A 13,965-nucleotide genomic window follows, 5' to 3' on the forward strand; every position below is an offset into this window, starting at 1 on the left:
TTTCTTTGGAAGGTTGAAGAATAGGTCCTGTCACGCGAATAGCAAAATGCCCGGGTCGATTCCGGGGCCGCCGCCATGGCGCGCAATCGCCCCGGCGAGGCGCGGGGGCAGCTCCGCCGAGGGTTCGCAGGCCAGCCCGGGAACCAGCGCGCGCAGCACGGGCAGGCCGGTCCCGGAGCGCGTGTGGTCGAGGAAGAGCAGCTCCATCCCGGCCTCGCCGAGTCGCGCGGCCAGCGCATCCAGCCGTGCCGCCGCGTCGTCGCCCGGCAGGGAAGGCGCGCCGGGCCCGCCCTCGGGATGGAGGATCGGGACGGCGGCATCGCGGACCGCCGCATGGCGCCGCAGATGGGTCCGGTCGCGCGGGTTCAGCGCGGCCTCGCCGAGCGCGGAGCGCTTGGCCTCCACCAGCAGGATCGCGAGCTCGTTCTGGCAGAGCTCGACCAGCGCCGCGCGGGCCGCCGCCGCGAGGTCCGGCCGCGCCGCGGTGCCGCAGCAGAATCCCGCGCCGTCCCCGCGAAAGGAGATGGCGGCGACGGCGGGAACGCCGTTCTCCGTGGTGATGTCGAGCAGGCGCGCGCCGGCCTGGAGCCTGGCCCGCAGCGGCGCCTCCACCGCGACGTCGCCCATCGGCCGCGGACGGCGCCCGCCGCGCCACCAGAGCGCCACCGCGTCGCGCTCGACCAGCTCCATGGCGGCGGCGAGGCGGGCCTCCACGGAGCTGCGCGCGGTCGCGCAGCCGATGCTGAGCGGCGAGCCCGGCGGCGGCGCCCCGGCCCGGCGCAGGCAGCGCCCGCGCGGGACCTCGCGCGGCGCGCCGTCGGGCCAGCGATGCGCCGTCAGCGGCCCGCGGCCGGCGGCCCGGTCCTCGGGCGTCTCGACCTGCGCCATCAGCTCCGCGGCCTCGCCCAGGCAGGCCGCGAAGGCGCGGCCCGGATCGAGGCCGACTCCGGAGCTGCCGAGGACGCCGAGCCCGGCCTCCCCGGCGAGGGCCGTGGGATCGAACTCCGCGCCGAAGGCATGCAGGCCCGGCGCGTTGGGGACGGGCAGGGGAAAGACGCGGCGGCAGGTCGTTCCCACGCGCAGCAGGGCGCGGCGATCGGCCGTCAGCTCCGGCGCCGCCGGCGCCGCCCAGCCGAGATGATCGAGGAGGGGCGAGGTCCCGCCCTCCAGCGCCTGCAGCGCGCCGCGCAGCAGCTCTTCCGTGATCGCCATGAAGCCTCGCCCGGTCCGCCGGCAGCCTAGAGCGGGACCCGGCGGACCGGAACGCCGGAGCCGTGACCGCCCCCAATTCACGCAGAGCTCACGCAGGGGGGCGCATTCAGGGCTTCGAAAGGAACCCACCATCCCATGCCGGAAAACGGCTTCGTCATCGCCATGCAGGGCGACCTGCTGCTCACCACCCGGATGCGGGAGCGTGCCTGGCACGGAATATGGCTCATCGTCTCGCGCTTCGGCCCGGGCGGCAGCGTGGTCGCGGTCAGCGCGACGGGAAGCGCCGGCGGCACCGCTCCGCCCGCCGGGCTCGTGCCGCGGAGCACGCTGATCGGCCGGCTGATGGATGGGCCGAGCGCGCATTTCGAGCTCCTGGGCCAGCCGCCGCCCGGTGTCTCGGTGGCCGGATCCTTCCGGCCCGGCCCTGGCGCCATCTGGCTGATGGGCGAGCCGCCGCAGCTCCGTCTCTTCGCCGCCGGCGAGCTGGCCTCCGGCGTGCGGTGGCGCCTGGGCGCCGAGCGCCGGCCATGGATCGGCGAAACCGTCGCAGGCGCGGAGCAGCGCTTAACGATGGGATCACGCGCATCCTTGTAAGGACGTGCTCATCGTCAAAAAGACGAGGGTTGGGAGTAGTGGGAATGGTCTTTGGGCAGCTCCGGGCGGGCTCACGATGAGACTCGCCATGACCGCGGCGGATCGCCGCATCGCCAAGCGCCGGAAGGACATCCGCGCGCAGGACAATCGCTACCGCCTCGCCGGGCGCAGCGTGCGGCTGGAACGGGACGAGGGCTTCGTCGCCGTCCGCTTCCGCAACGACGTGCCGCGCGACGAATGGGCGCTGGCCGCCGAGTCCGTGGCCGGGCTGCTCCCCTTCGAAACGCGCCGCGAGGTGCCGGGCGAGCGGATCACCCTCCTGGCCGTGACGCCGCCCGGGCTGGGCGGGTCCGGCGCGGCCGCGGCGAAGGCGGCGCTCGCCGGGCGTCCCGAGGTCGCGCGCGCGCTGCCGGTCTTCCGCGTCGGCGAGAACCGCGTGGTGCCGACCGGGCGCGCAATCCTCCGCTTCCGGCCCGGCGCGCCGGTCTGCGCGCTGCTGCGGACCCATCGGCTGGCCACGATGGGACAGCATGGCGGGCTGGTGATCGCTCAGGCCGACGACGATGCGGACATCTTCCAGATCTGCCGCGAGCTGCATGGCGAGCGGATGGTGCTGCATGCGGAGCCTGACTTCGTGGCTTTCGGCCCGCTCGCCCCGGCCGGGCGCGACGGCCTCCCGCGCGGCGCCCCTCCCGCGCAGGAGCAATACGCGCTTCACCTCGTGCGGGCGCTGGAGGCGCAGGCGGTGACGCCCGGCCGGCCGGGGATCCGCGTGGCGGTGCTGGGCGACGGCATCGATGCCGGCCATCCGGACCTGGCGGGCGCCCTGGTGGGCCGCTTCGACGCGCTGCGCGCGGCGCGCAGCCCCTGGAGCTGGCACGGCACGGCCTGCGCCGGCCTCATCGCGGGGCGCGGCGCGCTCGGCACGGGCATCCGCGGCGTGGCCGCCGGCTGCTCGCTGCTCGACGTGCGGATCGGCCGGGCGGAGCAGGCGGGCGCGGCCTGGATGACCGGCATCGGCGCCATCTGCCGGGGCATCGACTGGAGCTGGCGCGAGGCGGGCGCCGCCGTGATCCTGCTCGGCTGGACGGAGGTCCTCGAATCGCCGGAGATCCGCGAGGCCATCGAGGAGGCGCGGACCAAGGGGCGTGGCGGCCGCGGCTGCGTGATCGTCGCCGCCGCCGGCGACCGGCCGGGACCGGTGGCCTTCCCTGGCAGCCTGCCGAACCTGCTGACCGTCGCCGCCGGCAATGCCTTCGACGAGGCCAAGAGCGCCTGGACCCGCGACGGCGAGACCGACTGGGCCAGCGCCTACGGACCGCAGGTCGGGCTGCTGGCGCCGGGCGTGCAGGTGCTCACCACGGGCCCAGGGGGCGGGCCGAACGGCGGGCAGATCAGCTTCAGCGGCACGGCGGCGGCGGCGGCGATCGTGGCCGGCGCCTGCGCGCTGGTGCTGTCGCTGCGGCCCCACATGGCCGAGGCCGAGCTGCGCGAGCTGTTGGCCATGACGGCGGACCCCGTGGGGCAGCACCGCTATGCCGAGGGGCGCAATGAGTATTGCGGGCAGGGGAGGGTCAATGTTCTGGAGGCTGTGGAAGCGGCGCGCTCCCTGCTCTGACGAGGCCGGGCCGGAAGCGCCTTCCCCCACCCCCCTCCGGCGGGTGTCCTGGCGCTCGCTCCTGCAGCGGTCGTTCAATCACGGCAGCGGCAGGTCGATCCAGGAGAGGTGCCCGCCCTTGCCGGAGCCGGTGTCCATGAACACGGCCTCGCCGCCGGCGCGGCCGCGCGTCGTCCAGGGGCGGCCGTCCGTCGAGCGCTGATCGTGGCCGCAATAGACGGTGACGCCGGGGGGAATCGAATCCACCCAGTGCAGCAGCCGCTCGGGATAGCCGTCGCCCTGGGTGCGGCCGGTCACCTGGCCGAAGAGCGCGCGCGAGACGAGGTTGTCCGGCCGCCGCGTGCCGGCCTCGCGCGGGGCCGCCTCGAACATCATGCCCGGATGGAAGGCGGCGTGGACGAAGACCCAGGAGCCGAGCCGCCACCAGGCCGGCGCGCGGCCGATCTCGGCGATGGCGCGCTCGGTGAGCTCGGCGCCGTCGGGCGCGGCGTCGAGCTGCTCCAGCGTGCGCGGCGTCGCCTCGGCCGGGCTGCGCACGCGATTGCCGACGAGGGCGCGGCGCAGCTTGTGGTCGTGGTTGCCCAGCAGGAACATGCCGGCCTGCGCGTCCAGCAGCGCGAAGACGTCGCGCAGCACGCCCGGCGCGTCCGGGCCGTAATCGGTGAGGTCGCCGAGCTGGAGCAGGAAGAGGTCGGCGTTGCAGGCGCCGATGATGGCGGCCTCCAGCGCGCCGGATTCGCCGTGGACGTCGCCCACGACGCGCAGGCCACGGAAGCCGCGGCGCCGGAGCTCGGCGGCGGTGGGCGTCACGCGGCAGCCTCCTCCGCACGAAGGGCGGCGTGGGCGGCCAGCGCGCGGGCGCGGCCCTCGGCATGGCCGATGATGGGGCGCGGGTAGTCGCGTCCCAGCGTCACGCCGGCCTGCGCCAGCACCTCGACGGGCGCCTCCCAGGGCGTGTGGATGTGCTTGGCGGGCAGTCTCGCGAGCTCCGGCACCCAGCGGCGCACATAGGCGCCGTCCGCGTCGAACTTCCGGCCCTGCAGCGTGGGGTTGAAGACGCGGAAATAGGGCGCGGCATCGGCGCCGGAGCCTGCCACCCATTGCCAGTTGGCAGCATTGCTCGCGAGGTCGCCGTCGACCAGCGTGTCCCAGAACCAGGCCTCGCCCGCCTGCCAGGGCTGCAGCAGGTGCTTCACCAGGAAGGAGGCGGCGACCATGCGGACGCGGTTGTGCATCCAGCCCATGTGCCAGAGCTGCCGCATCCCGGCATCGACGATCGGATAGCCGGTGCGGCCGCGCTGCCAGGCGCGCAGCGCCGGCTTCGAGGCCTTCCAGGCGAAGCGGGCGAATTCGGCGCGCAGCGGCTGCTCCGGCATCTCCGGGCGGTGCCAGAGCGTGTGGTGGGAGAACTCGCGCCAGAGCAGCTCCTTGAGGAAGCCGGCCTCGCCCTTCAGCCCTGCCTCGCGCGCGGCGTGCCAGACCTGGCGGGGGCTGACTTCGCCGAAGCGCAGATGCGGGCTGAGACCCGAGGTGCCGTCGAGCGAGGGCGTGTCGCGGTCGGCCTCGTAGCGGCCGACCGCGCGGCCGAACCCGGCGAGGCGTTTCGCGGCGCCGGCCTCGCCCGGCGTCCAGAACTCGTGAAACCCGCGCCACCATTCGGGCTCGGGCGCTGAGGGCAGCAGCTTCAGCGCGTCGAGATCCTCGCCCTTCGGCGGATGCGCGACCGGCGTCAGGCGCCGCGGCGCCGGGATGGGCGGGTGCGGCTCGCCGAGGGCGAAGATCGCGCGCGAGAACGGGGTGTAGACGGAGAAAGGATTCCCCGCGCCAGTGCGGATGCGGTGCGGCTCGTGCAGCAGCGAATGCGTGTGCAGGACGAGCTTCCGGCCGGCCTTCTCCAGCGCCTCGGCGACCGCCGCGTCGCGCTTCCGGGCCCAGGGCTCGCAGAGCCGGCCCGCAACCACCTCGGCCGCGCCGATCCGCCCGGCCAGCTCGGGGATGATCCTGGCGGCGTCGCCCTGCGCCAGATGCAGCGCCGTGCCGCGCCGGCGGAGCGACGCGTCGAGCGCGGCCAGCGACTGGCGCAGCCACCAGCGCTGCGCCCCGCCCGGCGCCCAGGCGGCGGCATCGTCGAGCACGAAGACCAAAAGCGCCGGACGGTCGCCCAGCGAATCGAGACCGGGATTGTCGGCGAGGCGGAGATCCTGACGGAACCAGAACAGGGCAGGGGCGGTCATTCATGCAATGTGGGGTTTTTGTGTCCTTCGCGCAAAGCCGCCGAATGCAACCGGAAATTCATGTCTGCGTTGCACATGCACTTCCGCCCAGCGCGGCCCACCCCATCCTTTGAGAAAGGCTCTCGAGCCATGACCTCTCGTCGCCACATCCTGCTCGGCGCCGCCGCGGCTGCCGCGCTTCCGCTTCCGCTGCTCGCCCAGACGACGATGAACGCCCCGGTCGTCACCGGCGGCAGCGTCATCCCGCAGACCAACGTGATCGATGCGCTGGCCGCGGCCGGCGGCTTCAACAGCTTCCTCGAATACGCCAGCCTCGCGGGCGCGGTCACGACGCTGCGCGGCGCCGGTCCCTTCACGCTCTTCGCGCTGCCCGACCCGGCGGTGGACATGATCCCCGCCGCCCTGCGCGAGAACCTCGCGCCGAGCACCGGCGGATCGGGCGGCCAGCGCCAGCAGGGCGACCAGGTCCGCCTGCAGGCCCTGATCAACATGCATATCGTCGAAGGCCGCTACACCGTCGCCGACTTCGCCGAGCGAACCGTGCAGCTCCGCACGCGTAACGGCAATGTGCTGCAGGTCTCTTCGGCCACGGGCGGCCAGCTGCAGATCACCCTGGTCGGCGACGCCGGCTTCGGCGTGGGCGGCGCGAATGCCTATGCCCCTGCGAATCTTGCGGGTCCGCAGATCCTGGCCAGCAACGGCATCGTGCTGCCGGTGAATCGCCCGCTGATCCAGTGACCTGAAGCGGGATGACCGGAGGCGCGAAGGTGCCGCAGGTCTGAATCCCGCGGCAGGCAAAGGCTGGAGCATGATGCGTGAGCGGAAGCGAAGGCATCATGGTCTAAGCGCGCAGCGCCTCGAAGGAGGCGCTGTGAAGCCTTTCGCGGCCCAGCAGGAACACCCGCTGGGCCGCTTTCGCGACCATCGCCATGGCCGGGTCGCGCACGTCGAGCCCGCCGGTGAAGGCGCCGAAGGCCGGCAGCACCAGCCGCTGTCCTGTCGCCAGGAAGCAGGGCCGCGTGATGCCGCCGATGCGCGTGGGCAGCGTCGCCTTGGGGTGATAGTGGCCGCTCAGCTCGGCGTCATGGCGCGCGAGCGGCGTGATGCCGCCGATATGGCGGAAGTGCAGGCGTCCCTCTCCCCATTCCGGCACGGAGATGCCCGGCAGCTCCGGCTGCGGCGCGGGATCGTGGTTGCCGGCAATCCAGATCACCTCCAGCGGTTCCAGCAGCCGGCGCAGCGCGGCGAGGTCGGCCGGCGCCATGCGTGCCAGCGCGCGGTCGTCGTGCAGCGCGTCGCCCAGCACCAGCAGGCGGCGCGGCGCGTGACGGCGGATCGTGAAGGCGAGGCGGATCATGGTCTCGCGCGTGTCGTAGGGCGGCACATGCGCGCCTCGCACGGCCATGGCGCTGCCCTTCTCGAAATGCAGGTCCGAGACGATCAGCGTGCGCGTCGCGGGCCAGATCGCGACACCGGTCGGGCAGAGCATCAGCCGCTCGCCGCCGAGATGGACGGGGGCGGCGATCACTGCACGGCCTCCTTCGGCGCCTTGCGATGGAAGCGCGATTTTCTCCGCTCGCGATGGCGCGGGGGCGGCGCTGGGTTGTCCTCCGCGAGGTCGCCCAGACCGAGCTCGCCGGAAAAGCTGTCGGCGCCTTCGGTCGCCTCGTCCACCAGCGCGATGGCTTCGGCCAGCACCGTCTCCTCGGCGCCACCCGCGACCCATTCATGGCCGATCTCGATCAGCGCCGGCACCGCCAGCGGCGAAACGTGATCCAGCCGGCGATGCCGGATATGCCCCTTCGCGCGCGCCAATAGAGTGCCGATGCGGGCCACGTCGGTCAGGCCCCAGGCCGCCTCGGCGCGGGTCGCGCGCAGCAGCACATGGTCCGGCTCGTGGCGGCGGAGGACGTCGTAGATCAGGTCGGAGTTCACGCTCATCTGCTTCCGGGATTTTTCGGCATCGGGGTGGTTCTTCTGGATCAGGCCCGCGATCGTCGCGATGTTGCGGAAGGTGCGGCGGAGCATCGAGCTCTCCGCGATCCATTCCTCCAGCTCCTCGCCGAGCAGGTCCTCGGTGAAGAGCGCGTCGGGATCGGCTGGCTCGAAGGCGGACCAGGTGGCGATCACGTAGTCCGTCGCGACGAAGCCGAGCGGTCCCCAGCCCAGCCGCTCCATGCGGCGCGTGGCCAGCATGCCCAGCGTCTGGTGGGCGAGGCGGCCCTCGAAGGTATAGGCGACCATGAACCAGCGGCCGCCGCGCGGAAACGTCTCGACCAGGAGGCCGTCGGCTCGGGGCAGCTCGCTCTTGTCGCGCTGGAGGTCGAGCCATTCCTGCACGCTCTCGGGCAGCAGCGCCCAGTGCGTGGGGTCGGACAGGATGTCGCGCACGCGGTTTCCGAGATGGGTCGAGAGCGGCATCTTCGCGCCGGCATAGGCGGGCACGCGCGGCTCGCCCTCGCCGCCGCGCGAGACCTGGGCAACGACGCCGGCCATCCCCTCGTAGCGCAGCACCTGCCCCGCGAAGAGGAAGGTGTCGCCCTCGGTGAGGGTGGAGATGAACCACTCCTCCACCTCGCCGAGGATGGGGCCGCCGCGCAGCTTCACCTTGAGCAGCGGCGTCTCCACGATAGTGCCGAGGTTGAGCCGCAGCTGCAGCGCGACCTGGTTGCCGCGGACATGGATCAGCCCCTCGGAATCGCGGAAGAGCTTGCGGTAGCGCTCGTAGGAGGAGAGGGCGTAGCCGCCATCCTCGACGAAGCGCAGCGTGTCGTCGAAGTCGCGGCGGCTCAGTCCCGAATAGGCGCCGGCGCGGCGCACTTCGGCATAGAGGTCGTCGGGGTGAAAGGGTCCGTGGCAGGCCACGGCGAGGATGTGCTGCGCCAGCACGTCGAGCCCGCCCTGGCGGGGCGGCTCGCCATCCAGCTCGCCGGCCTCGACGCTCTCGATGGCGGCGGCGCATTCGATGACCTCGAAGCGGTTGGCCGGCACCAGCAGGGCGGCGCTGGCCTCGTCCATGCGGTGGTTCGCGCGGCCGACGCGCTGGAGCAGGCGCGAGACACCCTTGGGCGCGCCGACCTGGATCACCTGGTCCACGGCGCCCCAGTCGATGCCGAGGTCGAGCGAGGAGGTGGCGACCACGCCCCGCAGCTTTCCCGCCGCCATCGCGGCCTCGACCTTGCGGCGCTGCTCCACCGTCAGGCTGCCGTGGTGGAGCGCGATGGGCAGCGCCTCCTCGTTGAGCTTCCACAGCGCGGCGAAGATCAGCTCGGACTGGGCGCGGGTGTTGACGAAGACGATGGTGACGCCGGCATCCGCGATGCGCGCCATGATCTCGGGCGCCGAGGCGAGGCCCATATGCCCACCCCAGGGCAGCTTGCCCTCGGGAAGCTGCACGCCGATCACGGGCGGCGTGCCGGGGGCGGCACGGATCAGCTCCACATCCTCGGCGCGGGCGGTGGGGGAGAGCCAGGCGCGCAGGGCCTCGGGATGGTTCACCGTGGCGGAGAGGCCGACATGGCGGCAGTCCGGCGCCAGGGCCGAGAGCCGCGACAGGCAGAGCGAAAGCTGGTCGCCGCGCTTGGTGCCGGCGAGCGCATGCGCCTCGTCCACCACGACGCAGGCGAGGTCGCCGAAGAGGCTCCCGGCATCGGGCAGCGAGAGCAGCAGGGTCAGGCTCTCCGGCGTGGTCAGCAGGATATTCGGCGGGTTCTGGCGCTGGCGGGCGCGGCGATTGGCGGGCGTGTCGCCCGTGCGGGTCTCGACGGTGATGTCCAGGCCCATCTCGGCGATGGGCGCCTCCAGGTTGCGGGCGATGTCCACCGCCAGCGCCTTCAGCGGGGAAACGTAGAGCGTGTGCAACCCTTTGCGAGGTGTTTCGTAGAGCTGGATGAGGCTGGGGAGGAAGCCTGCCAAGGTCTTGCCGCCGCCGGTCGGCGCGATGAGCAGGGCGGAGCTTTTCGCCCTCGCCGCCTCCAGCATGTCCAGCTGGTGGGGGCGCGGGGACCAGCCGCGCCCGGCGAACCAGCCGGCAAAAAGTTCTGGCAATGTTCTCATTCCGAACCCAGATATATGCGACCAGTTGCGCGGCGTGAAGGAGCCCGATGCCACCCCATCCCAAGACCTGGCTGTGCGTTACGCCGGCCGGGCTGTTCTGCGAGCCCGGCGGCTTCTACGTGGACCCCCAGCGTGCGGTGGACCGGGCCGTCATCACCCATGGCCACAGCGACCATGCGCGGCCGGGGCATGAGCGCGTGCTCGCCACCTCGGAAACGCTGGCCGTCATGCGCGAGCGCATGGCGCCCGGTCAGGCCGGGACCTCCCAGCAGCCTTTGGGCTACGGCGAGGTGCTGCACATCAACGGCGTGAAGCTCTGGCTGCGGCCGGCGGGGCACGTGCTGGGCAGCGCGCAGGTCTGTCTGGAGTGGCAGGGCTCGCGCGCGGTGGTCAGTGGCGACTACAAGCGCCGCCCGGACCCGACCTGTGCGCCCTTCGAATTGGAGCGCTGCGACGTCTTCGTCACCGAGGCCACCTTCGCCCTGCCGGTCTTTCACCACCCGCCGGCGGAGCTCGAAATCGCGCGGCTGCTGCGCAGCGTGCGGCTCTTCCCGGAGCGCACACACGTCATCGGCTGCTACGCGCTGGGCAAGGCGCAGCGGCTGATCGCGCTGCTGCGGCAGGCCGGGTGGGACGCGCCCATCCCGCTGCATGGGGCCCTGATGCGGCTGTGCAAGCTCTACCAGGAGCTGGGCGTGGACCTCGGCGAGCTGGTCCCCGCTACGGTCCAGGGCCGGGAAAAGTTCGCGGGCGCGATCGTGCTGGCCCCGCCTTCGGAGATCGGCGAACGCTGGGCGCGGCGGCTCAACGACCCGCTGCCCTGCCTGGCCTCGGGCTGGATGCGCGTGCGGCAGCGGGCCCGGCAGGGCGGGGTGGAGCTGCCGCTCATCATCTCCGACCACGCCGACTGGCCCGAGCTGCTCTCGACCTGCGCCGAGGTCGAGGCCGGCGAGATCTGGGTCACCCACGGGCGCGAGGACGCGCTGATCCACGCGCTCGGCCTGCGCGGCATCAAGGGCCGCGCGCTGCACCTCGTCGGCATGGGCGAGGACGGAGGGGAGGACGAATGATAAGGTGCTCCCTCGCCGCATCCGGCCGCACGGCGGCCGGCGCCGCCCAATGGGGCTTCCGGCCTGGCGCATCTGCCGCGCGGCGAAGCCAAGCCGCCGGAGGCGGCGCCCGGCGTCTGAGGGCGGAAAAAGCATGAGCGTCCCGGCCTTCGCGGAGCTGCTGGAAGGGCTCGTCTTCTCGCCCGGGCGCAACGCCAAGCTTGCGCTGATGCGGCAGTGGTTCGCGACCCAGGGCGATCCGGACCGCGGCATCGGCCTCGCGGCCCTGGCGGGCGAGCTGGTCTTCCGCACCGCCAAGCCCGCGATCCTGCGCGAGCTCATCGCCGAGCGGACGGACCCCACGCTCTTCGCCATCAGCTACGACTATGTGGGCGACCTCGCGGAGACCATCGCGCTGATGTGGCCGGACACGCGCAGCAACCGGCCGCCGCTCAGCCTGACCGAGGTCGTCGAGACGCTGGAGACGGCGCCCAAGACGTCGCTGCCCCAGGTCATCGCGGGCTGGATGGACGCGCTGGACCCGGGCTCGCGGCTGGCGCTCATCAAGCTGGTGACGGGAGGGCTGCGCGTCGGCGCCTCCGCCCGCCTCGCCAAGACCGCGCTGGCGGATTGGGCGAAGGTCGATGTCGGCGAGATCGAGGAGGTCTGGCACGGCGTGGCGCCACCCTACCGGCCGCTCTTCGCCTGGCTGGAGGGCATGGGCCCGCGGCCCGACCCGAAGGGCCTGCCGGTCTTCCGTCCGCTGATGCTGGCCCATCCGCTGGAGGAGAAGGATTTTTCCGCGCTCAACGCGCCGGACTGGCGCGCTGAATGGAAGTGGGACGGCATCCGCGTGCAGCTGACCGCCGGGCCGGGCGGGGCGCGCATCTGGTCGCGCTCGGGCGAGGACGTCTCTGGTGCCTTCCCGGACATCCTGGAGGCCATGACCTTTCACGGCGTCGCCGATGGCGAGCTGCTGGTCGTCCGCGACGGCGAAATCGCGCCGTTCTCCGACCTCCAGCAGCGGCTAAACCGCAAGGTCGTCACGCCGAAGATGCTGCGCGACTATCCCGCCGCGGTGCGCCTCTACGACCTGCTCTTCGACGGCGAGGAGGATCTGCGCGGCCTGCCTTTCGATGCGCGTCGCGCCCGTCTGGAGGCCTGGTATGAACGTGTGCAGCCGGAGCGGATGGACCTCTCGCCCCTCATCCCCTTCGGCACCATGGAGGAACTGGCCGAGATTCGCGCCGGCGCCCGCGCGGCCTCCATCGAAGGGCTCATGCTCAAGCGCGGCGACAGCATCTATTCCCCCGGCCGCATCAAGGGCCCCTGGTGGAAGTGGAAGCGCAACCCGCTCAGTGTGGACGCGGTGCTGATGTACGCCCAGCGCGGCCACGGCAAGCGCAGCAGCTTCTATTCCGACTACACCTTCGGGCTGTGGCGCGGGGACGAGCTGGTCCCCATCGGCAAGGCCTATTCCGGCTACACCGACGAGGAGCTGCTCTGGCTCGACAAGTGGATCCGCAACCACACCACCAACCGCTTCGGCCCCGTGCGCGAGGTCGAGCGCGGCCTCGTGCTGGAGGTGGAGTTCGATGCCGCGCAATATTCCACGCGCCACAAGTCCGGCGTGGCGCTGCGCTTCCCGCGCATCGCCCGCATCCGCCGCGACAAGCCGCCGGAGGAGGCGGACCGGCTGGAGACGCTGGTCGCGCTGATCGTGCCGGGCGCCGCGGCGGCTTAGGCCGATACGTGCCCCTGCCGTCCGAGCACGACATGCATCGCGAGCTCCGTGGCCTGGGATTCCGTCACCCGGTAACCCAGGGCCGGGAGGTCCAGGCCCTGGAACAACGCCTCGCCCGTTCCGAGCAGGACGGGCGAGACCGCGAGGTGCAGCTCGTCGACCAGTCCGGCCTGCAGGTATTGCCGAACGGTCGCCACGCCGCCGCCGATCTTGACGTCGCGCGCCCCCGCGGCGTCGCGGGCGCGCTCCAGCGCGGCGTGGATCCCGTCGGTGACGAAGTGGAAGGTGGTGCCGCCCTCCATCGCGATCGGCGCGCGGGCCTGATGCGTCAGGATGAAGGTCGGCGCGTGATAGGGCGGATTGTCCCCCCACCAGCCCTTCCAGCCGTCATCCGGCCACTCCCCGCGGGAGGGCCCGAACATGTTCCGGCCGAGGATGAAGGCGCCGAAGCCGTCCATCGACCGGTGGGCGAAGGCCTCGTCCACGCCCTCCGAGCCGCCGCCCTGGCCGATCATGGCCCGGAAGGTCTTCGTCCCGAAGAACCAGCCGAACAGTTCCTTCCCACCTCGCCCCAGGGGATCCTGAAGACTCTGTTCAGGCCCCGCTCCGAACCCGTCCAGCGACACCGAAAACCCCGCCACCCTGACCGATCCCACTGGAATTCCCCCACTGCCTGCAACGTGCCGTCTTCTGAACCAGCGTCCGAGATCCCTCAGGCATCCAGGATCGAGGCGAAGCCGCCGAAGATCATGCGCTTGCCGTCGAAGGGCATCTCCCCCTGCATGCGCGGATCGGCCATGACCCTCGGCCAGCCGGCCTCGCGCGCTTCCTTCGAGGGCCACTCGATCCAGGAATAGACGACGGTCTCCTCCGGCGTGGCCTTCACCGCGCGGCGGAAGTCGGTGACCTGGCCCTCCGGCACATTCGCGCCCCAGCCGTCCACCACGCGCGTCGCCCCGTGCTCCTTCAGCACCTCCGCCATCGCGGCGGAGCGCGCGGCGAATTCGTCCTTCCTGCCGGTGGGGACGGGGATGATGGCGACGTCGACATAGGGCGCGCCGCCGGCCCGGGCATCGTCGCGCAGCGAGGCGAAGCCGCCATAGATCACGCGCTTGCCGTCGAAGGGCGCGCCGGCCTCCATCAGCGTCTTCATGCGGGGGTCGGACATCATGCGGCCATAGGCCGCCATCGCCGCGGGCTCGCTTGCATATTCGTGCCAGGACACGACGACCGTCTCGTCCGGCTTCGCCTGCACGGCGCCCTTGAGGTCGGTCAGCTTGCCGTCGGGCACGTCGTCGCCCCAGGCATGGACGACGCGCTGCGCGCCGAACTCCTGGAAGAGGGCCACGTAGCTCTCCGCATGGGCGCGATAGGCCTCGCGGCTGGCGGACGGGACGGCAACCACGAAGCCCTGGACATAGCTCATGCGGATCTCCTCCGTTGCGAGGCCGTTCCGGC

12 protein-coding genes are annotated in these 13,965 nt (G+C 72.3%); 5 read left to right on the plus strand and 7 right to left on the minus strand.

Annotated features, from left to right (window positions below):
• Positions 1–30: 30 nt before the first annotated feature.
• Complete coding sequence (locus AC1ROY_RS11250; RefSeq protein ID WP_493148895.1) at positions 31–1,212, minus strand: YcaO-like family protein; 1,182 nt, start codon at positions 1,210–1,212, stop codon at positions 31–33.
• A 135-nt stretch (positions 1,213–1,347) separates the two neighbouring features.
• On the opposite strand from AC1ROY_RS11250, the gene AC1ROY_RS11255 reads away from it, so the two are divergent.
• Positions 1,348–1,806 carry a hypothetical protein gene (locus tag AC1ROY_RS11255; RefSeq protein WP_493148896.1) on the plus strand — a complete coding sequence of 153 codons (459 nt, stop codon included), beginning with the start codon at positions 1,348–1,350 and terminating at the stop codon, positions 1,804–1,806.
• An 88-nt stretch (positions 1,807–1,894) separates the two neighbouring features.
• Complete coding sequence (locus AC1ROY_RS11260; protein WP_493148897.1) at positions 1,895–3,424, plus strand: S8 family serine peptidase; 1,530 nt, start codon at positions 1,895–1,897, stop codon at positions 3,422–3,424.
• A gap of 78 nt (positions 3,425–3,502) precedes the next feature.
• Here the strand turns inward: AC1ROY_RS11260 and AC1ROY_RS11265 are convergent, their stop codons facing one another.
• Positions 3,503–4,234, minus strand: a complete 732-nt coding sequence (locus AC1ROY_RS11265) for a metallophosphoesterase (protein ID WP_493148898.1) — start codon at positions 4,232–4,234, stop codon at positions 3,503–3,505.
• Positions 4,231–5,658 carry a cryptochrome/photolyase family protein gene (locus AC1ROY_RS11270; protein WP_493148899.1) on the minus strand — a complete coding sequence of 476 codons (1,428 nt, stop codon included), beginning with the start codon at positions 5,656–5,658 and terminating at the stop codon, positions 4,231–4,233. Before AC1ROY_RS11270 ends, AC1ROY_RS11265 begins: the two co-directional genes overlap by 4 nt.
• 129 nt (positions 5,659–5,787) lie before the next feature.
• On the opposite strand from AC1ROY_RS11270, the gene AC1ROY_RS11275 reads away from it, so the two are divergent.
• Positions 5,788–6,396, plus strand: a complete 609-nt coding sequence (locus AC1ROY_RS11275; protein ID WP_493148900.1) for a fasciclin domain-containing protein — start codon at positions 5,788–5,790, stop codon at positions 6,394–6,396.
• Between the two features lie 103 nt (positions 6,397–6,499).
• Here the strand turns inward: AC1ROY_RS11275 and pdeM are convergent, their stop codons facing one another.
• Together pdeM and AC1ROY_RS11285 are read right to left on the minus strand one after the other, a co-directional pair.
• Positions 6,500–7,186 (minus strand): ligase-associated DNA damage response endonuclease PdeM, encoded by a 687-nt coding sequence (pdeM, locus tag AC1ROY_RS11280; RefSeq protein WP_493148901.1) that lies wholly within the window; start codon positions 7,184–7,186, stop codon positions 6,500–6,502.
• Positions 7,183–9,714 carry a ligase-associated DNA damage response DEXH box helicase gene (locus AC1ROY_RS11285; protein ID WP_493148902.1) on the minus strand — a complete coding sequence of 844 codons (2,532 nt, stop codon included), beginning with the start codon at positions 9,712–9,714 and terminating at the stop codon, positions 7,183–7,185. The genes pdeM and AC1ROY_RS11285 overlap by 4 nt, the downstream gene beginning before the upstream one ends.
• 47 nt (positions 9,715–9,761) lie before the next feature.
• Here AC1ROY_RS11285 and AC1ROY_RS11290 point away from each other — a divergent pair, with 47 nt between their 5' ends.
• Positions 9,762–10,784, plus strand: a complete 1,023-nt coding sequence (locus AC1ROY_RS11290) for a ligase-associated DNA damage response exonuclease (protein ID WP_493148903.1) — start codon at positions 9,762–9,764, stop codon at positions 10,782–10,784.
• A 133-nt stretch (positions 10,785–10,917) separates the two neighbouring features.
• Positions 10,918–12,507 (plus strand): cisplatin damage response ATP-dependent DNA ligase, encoded by a 1,590-nt coding sequence (locus tag AC1ROY_RS11295; RefSeq protein WP_493148904.1) that lies wholly within the window; start codon positions 10,918–10,920, stop codon positions 12,505–12,507.
• Here the strand turns inward: AC1ROY_RS11295 and AC1ROY_RS11300 are convergent.
• Both AC1ROY_RS11300 and AC1ROY_RS11305 read right to left on the minus strand, forming a co-directional pair.
• Complete coding sequence (locus tag AC1ROY_RS11300; protein ID WP_493148905.1) at positions 12,504–13,163, minus strand: dihydrofolate reductase family protein; 660 nt, start codon at positions 13,161–13,163, stop codon at positions 12,504–12,506. The genes AC1ROY_RS11295 and AC1ROY_RS11300 overlap by 4 nt on opposite strands.
• 56 nt (positions 13,164–13,219) lie before the next feature.
• Positions 13,220–13,933, minus strand: coding sequence for a DUF1428 domain-containing protein (locus AC1ROY_RS11305; RefSeq protein ID WP_493148906.1), 714 nt, complete (start codon positions 13,931–13,933; stop codon positions 13,220–13,222).
• Positions 13,934–13,965: the final 32 nt, after the last annotated feature.

Source organism: Roseococcus sp. GW821-FHT12F05, assembly GCF_058806835.1.

Coding starts and splice junctions, on each gene's coding strand:
- AC1ROY_RS11255 (WP_493148896.1), top strand. CDS start 1,348: ATGCCGGAAAACGGCTTCGTCATCGCCATGCAGGGCGACCTGCTGCTC.
- AC1ROY_RS11250 (WP_493148895.1), bottom strand. CDS start 1,212: ATGGCGATCACGGAAGAGCTGCTGCGCGGCGCGCTGCAGGCGCTGGAG.
- AC1ROY_RS11295 (WP_493148904.1), top strand. CDS start 10,918: ATGAGCGTCCCGGCCTTCGCGGAGCTGCTGGAAGGGCTCGTCTTCTCG.
- AC1ROY_RS11290 (WP_493148903.1), top strand. CDS start 9,762: ATGCCACCCCATCCCAAGACCTGGCTGTGCGTTACGCCGGCCGGGCTG.
- AC1ROY_RS11275 (WP_493148900.1), top strand. CDS start 5,788: ATGACCTCTCGTCGCCACATCCTGCTCGGCGCCGCCGCGGCTGCCGCG.
- AC1ROY_RS11260 (WP_493148897.1), top strand. CDS start 1,895: ATGACCGCGGCGGATCGCCGCATCGCCAAGCGCCGGAAGGACATCCGC.
- AC1ROY_RS11270 (WP_493148899.1), bottom strand. CDS start 5,658: ATGACCGCCCCTGCCCTGTTCTGGTTCCGTCAGGATCTCCGCCTCGCC.
- AC1ROY_RS11285 (WP_493148902.1), bottom strand. CDS start 9,714: ATGAGAACATTGCCAGAACTTTTTGCCGGCTGGTTCGCCGGGCGCGGC.
- AC1ROY_RS11305 (WP_493148906.1), bottom strand. CDS start 13,933: ATGAGCTATGTCCAGGGCTTCGTGGTTGCCGTCCCGTCCGCCAGCCGC.